Origin of the sequence: Methanocorpusculum vombati (assembly GCF_026891935.1) — an archaeon.
GTDB lineage: Archaea > Halobacteriota > Methanomicrobia > Methanomicrobiales > Methanocorpusculaceae > Methanocorpusculum > Methanocorpusculum vombati.
In genome coordinates this window covers 1-5,003 of sequence record NZ_JAPTGC010000032.1, presented here as the reverse complement: position 1 = coordinate 5,003, position 5,003 = coordinate 1, and the positions used below count along the sequence as shown (strand labels likewise).

Annotated in this window: 2 protein-coding genes; one reads left to right on the top strand and one right to left on the bottom strand. The window is 50.4% G+C overall.

Annotation, left to right across the window (positions count from 1 at the left end; all coding sequences use genetic code 11):
* A partial coding sequence (locus tag O0S09_RS09860; RefSeq protein ID WP_268923806.1) for a hypothetical protein occupies window positions 1-322 on the top strand: 322 nt, incomplete at its 5' end.
* A gap of 333 nt (window positions 323-655) precedes the next feature.
* Here O0S09_RS09860 and O0S09_RS09855 read toward each other — a convergent pair.
* A complete protein-coding gene (locus tag O0S09_RS09855) occupies window positions 656-4,288 on the bottom strand; it encodes an InlB B-repeat-containing protein (protein ID WP_268923805.1) in 3,633 nt (1,210 codons plus the stop codon).
* Window positions 4,289-5,003: the final 715 nt, after the last annotated feature.

Sequence of the window (5,003 nt, the reverse complement as noted above, 5' to 3'; positions counted from 1 at the left end):
GTTGTTCTTTCCTCGTCTTACCCACACAAAAGACCAACAAGAAACGGAAATACCCGCATCCCGCACCACCAAAGACACAGCCACCTGTAACCGACATATCGGTTACAAAAATACCCGCAAAAACCAATCAAAAAATGAAAAATACCAAGAATACAAAGAAATCGTAAAAATTGTAACCTCTGTAACCGCAAAAACAGTACTCTGTACAAAAACAAAACAAAAAACCAGAACAGAATACCAAACCCGCGGTTACAAAAACAAAAAACGCCAAGAAACAACCTTAAATAAAAAAACAAACCAACAAAAACGGACGAATTTGTAACCGCACCATCGGTTACAAAATTACAACCTCTCCGCAATCCCCTTCCTTGTACCTATCTTCTCCATCTCCGGCTGGGAAAGGGTCCGGGTGGGTTATTTCCGGTTTCGACAGACACCCGTGCAAAGGTGTGTGTGTGCTGCTGCGGCTGAGCGTTTCATGAGTTTACGATTTTCTTATTGATTCCGGGATACACGGACTCCCCATCCTGTGTGTCCTGTGGAGGCGGGAACGCGGGGGTTCCCCTTTTCGTTCAGTCGCGAATTGCGCCGGGTGTCTTCTGTCGCCGGTCAGGCGTGCTGCCTTTGCGTGGGAGAAAAAAAAGAGGAAGAGGGTTTAGTCTCTTCTTCTGAGGAGGACACCTGCGGCGAGGAGCCCGAGGAGAGCGCCGAAGACCGGTGCGGGTGCCTGGGTCATGGTCGGGGATACGCCGGAGGCGGAGGTTCCCGAGGCCGCGGGGGTGGCCGCAGAGGTGCTCTGCGCCTGTGTCGCTGCCGGGGTTGCCTTTACGGTCTGCTGGGCGGTTGCACTGCCGGTCTGCGACACGGTCTGCTGCGAGCTGCTGCTCTGGCCGCCGGAGGACGGGGTCCATTTGGCGTAGAGGGTCATGTCGCCGGGGATGCCTTCGGAGAAGCTCCATCCTTGCGTGCATGCGCTGTCCTTGTACCAGCCGCCGAAGGTGTAGCCGTCTTTGGCCGGGTTGGCCGGTGCGGTGATCTTGTCTCCTGCGGAGAGGCCGGTCTTGACGGACAGTGTGCTGCTTCCGTCATTGAAGAGTACACGGTAGGCACCGTCCATGTTGCCGGAGCCGGAGGAGGATACATGCGGCTGCGGTCCCGGTCCGGGAGCCGGGGTGATGTCCTCAACAATGGCGTAGTAGGAGAATCCACTTCCATGGATGGTAATTACCCACTCAGTAGTTGTTTGTTCAACACGGATGACAGCTTCCGTAATGGTGTCATCCTTAATATGGAGAGCTTTCACTTTGCCCAGTGAGGATTTGCCGTCCTTTGGAATGATGAACTTCAGCTCGATCTTAGTGATGTTGTTATTGATCTGAGCAATGTCTCCTCCGGGTACGGATGCACTGATCATTGCAAGCGGTTTGTGGTTGCTGTTCTTCTGCGTAATCTTCTCCACAATCGTCTGGTTGATTGCCGGATTGATGGTTGGCAGAACGATTGCTGCACCATCCTTCAGAGCATTGGATGCATCCAGTGTGATGTTCAGTGCGTACTGAGCCGGGACGGGCATGTCCGCAGATACCGGGGCTTGTGATTTCGGATACTCGGCAACCATGGTCTTAATGGTTCCGTTGACGGAGAGTACGTTGCCATTATCATCCTTCTTAACCTCTGCTCCCTCCGCATCCTCGTAGGTCAGGGTGATGCTGACGCCGGATTCGGTTGTGAGGGTTGCGGTTGTGTTGTCCTCGGATGTTGTGATGGTTGTAGTACCACTACCTGTTGAAGTGGAGATGTTCACCTTGTTGCCTTCAGTCGTAACCGTAGTGTCAACTTCCGGTGCGGTTGTGTTATAGACGGTGATGATAACTACTTTGGATACGTCACCGGACGTTACCGTGAGATTGGTTGTACCGATCTTGAGCGGTTTGTAGGTGACTGAGCTGCCGGTGGTTGGGGTCAGTTCGATGATGCCGGAGGTTCCGACCGTCCACGTAAAGTCTGCCGCGACTCCTCCGGTGAAGGCTGCGGTAAGGGTTTCTGTATTTCCGGTTTTGTTTTCAATGGAAAGATTACCGGTGATTTCGATGGTCTGAGCTGCTGGCTGACCAACTTCTACCAGCGGTGCAAGGTCGGCGACCGGGAGTCCGGCGGCTATTGCTGCGTCGGCGTTGGCGAAGGTCAGGTAGCCGGTGGTGCTCTTACGATCCTCAGACCACTTGCCCCACCAGTTTCCGGCGTGTGCTTTGTCGGCGCCGGTGGAGTTCCATTTGATCTTGTCTCCGGTTGTTACATTGGTAAGTCTGACGTATTTTGCCACGTCCATACCGGTGATCTTGAACGTATTGTTGTAGATCGTACTGTCGGCAAATGTTACGTTATGGGCATAGAATGCAGTAACGTTCAGGCCATCTCCAAGGTCTCCGGAGATGGTGTTTCCATTCATGTTAAGAGCAATGGAGACACCGCTATTGTCAGCGTTCCTCAGATAGATACCGGAGTTTTTGTTGGACTTTTCCGGGTCGGTTTCGCTACCTGCTTTCAGATTGGTAATAGTGTTGTTCGTAATATTGTACTTGAGGGCAGTGCTCTGTTGGTCGATCTGATCCATGTGGATACCGGAGAAGTACTTTCCGCCGTCAGCATGCTGGAAGTCAATCGTGTTCTCCGTGATCAGAATGCCATGTTCTGGCGCCTGTTTGAGAGCATACGTCCGCATACCAATACTGCCGGAGTTTCCTGCAGTACCCGGATAGATGGTGTTTCCTTGAATGGTTAATTTGTCAGAGATGGTCGCAGTTTCCACCGCAATACCAAAGGAGGTACCGTGGTTTCCGACAGGTTTGGTCTGATCATCATTCGTGGATTTTGCACCGGTGATCGTATTTTCCTTGAGCGTAACAGTGGAGTACGTGCCTACCACGTGTACAACCATTGTCTGCTGGGAACTCGTAGCTTTTGACATATCGAGTGTGCTGTCGGACAGGGAGAATGTACCCTCTTCACTGGAATGAGCATAGACAGCATTCAGATATGTCATATCTGTGTCACTACTTCCAGTGAAGGAATCCGCAGCGAGATTCAGGTTTTTCAGGTCGGCATTCTTTCCAGTCACGTCAATTGCGGTACGATGTTTCTCCGTAGCATCAGTAGGGAGCTTGACGGTGATCTGTTTCTTGTCACCGTTCAGCGTGACGCCCTCGCCGGTGATCTTGATACCGGCAGACGTGAAGTCCTTCATCAGCTTGTAGCTGCCGCTCTCATTCAGTTCCAGCGTCTGTTCGGTTGCCGAGACATCACCGCTCCACACAACACCGGTCTGGTTCAGGCCGGGGGCGAGGATCTGAACATTGCTGGTCGCGCTCTCATTGATATACAGCGTGCCCAGCTGGTAGCCATAGATCGATCCGCCGTACAGATACGGCGAGCAAGTATCACCGTCAAGCGAGTTATTGGTCATCTTCACGGTGACTTTATCAGGGTTAGTGGTTGCCTTATCAACACGGACAACATTTGTTTTGTTGTTGTTTCCGTTGACAACTGACACAACATTGTCCTTAACAATATAGGTAACGCCACTGTTGAGAGTGTAACCATGCCAGACTTTGAGCAGTGCCCGTCCCGTTCCCTGTGCATCAGGTTCCGGACGAATATCCTCATCCGGGTTCATGGTCACGGTGTTGCCGCTGACCGTCATGGATTTGCCATCCTGCAAACCATGGATACTCAGTACATGGCCGGGAACATTCGAGAATTTGTTGTTGGTAACTTCAGAACCAGCCAGAGCAAAACCCGAAACTATCACATAACCTTTCTTGCCGTCCACGGATTTGTCGAAGGTAATGTTGCTGTTCTTAAGAACAATACATCCGGGAGTTGTGGCTGTTACCCGAATCGCACTGACACGGTTCGTATCATACTGCATTGAGCTGTTCACGGTGATGTCCATGCCGTCAATGGTCACGTTTGCTGAATTGGAGATCGTGATGTTACCGGTAAGTTTGACACCAGAGGTCGAGTTCAGAATGACATCGACATTGGAAGCCGTAATCTTGATGTGTCCCACAGCAGTCTCATTCAGCACATAGGTACCTGCTCCATTGATAGTGTAGGTACCATCCTGAAAACTTGTCTGATTAAATTCAGTTTTGTCTACCGCACTGACAGCCCCCGCCATCAGTGTGCAGGCAAGCAGGAGCACGACAAGTGCAAGCACGCCGCGCCGCATCGTCCCTCCTGCGTCCATTTTGGGACTGAGTGTCCCCGTACGTTGCGTTTTCATCATAAAATACACACCTCAGGGACACACCGGGCGGATACTGCCGTCCGTGTTATATCCTTTGGTAGTAGGATATATCAGGAGAAAAAAGCTATTATCGAATTTCGGGATATTTACAACGCGCGCAAGGCTATTTGGACACTTTTTCTCCCACGCTCATTGAATCCTTCCTGCAAAAGAAGATACGGACATATGTTTTGAGGATTGACAAAACACGCCGAATTACCGCATATATTCGTGAAAGAGCGAGAACAGATGAATTTTGAGAATAAATTTATAACAGGTTATGATTAATATAATACTACCATAGGATATCAAACACCTGAATGGTCATCTGATCGTCTGCGCGGCTCAGAAACCGTGTCAACTCCTTTTTCATCGCGCAGAAAATTGCACGAATAATGGAGCATTCTATTTTGTAATATGTTATTCGTGCAATTTTTGGCAGGCAGAGATGATAATACTTTTCCCCAATCCTGCACCTCTGCTTTTGCAGAAAATCTTAAATATCCTCAAAAAAGACGTAGCAATCAGCCTTCGGTGTATGGCCAAACGGACCATTCATGCGGAGGCCGCATCATGCATGCTGCATCACCCCCCCCATAGAAACGAGCAAAAATCATCACCCCCGAACCCGCCGCACCAGGACGTGATATCCAACACTCACAATCAGAATCACCTCTCTCAGGGGAAAAAATTACTTCACAAGAGATCCTGTCAT

Bases quoted from the DNA above. Each gene is read 5' to 3' on its own strand.
- O0S09_RS09855 (WP_268923805.1), bottom strand. From the start codon at position 4,288: ATGATGAAAACGCAACGTACGGGGACACTCAGTCCCAAAATGGACGCA.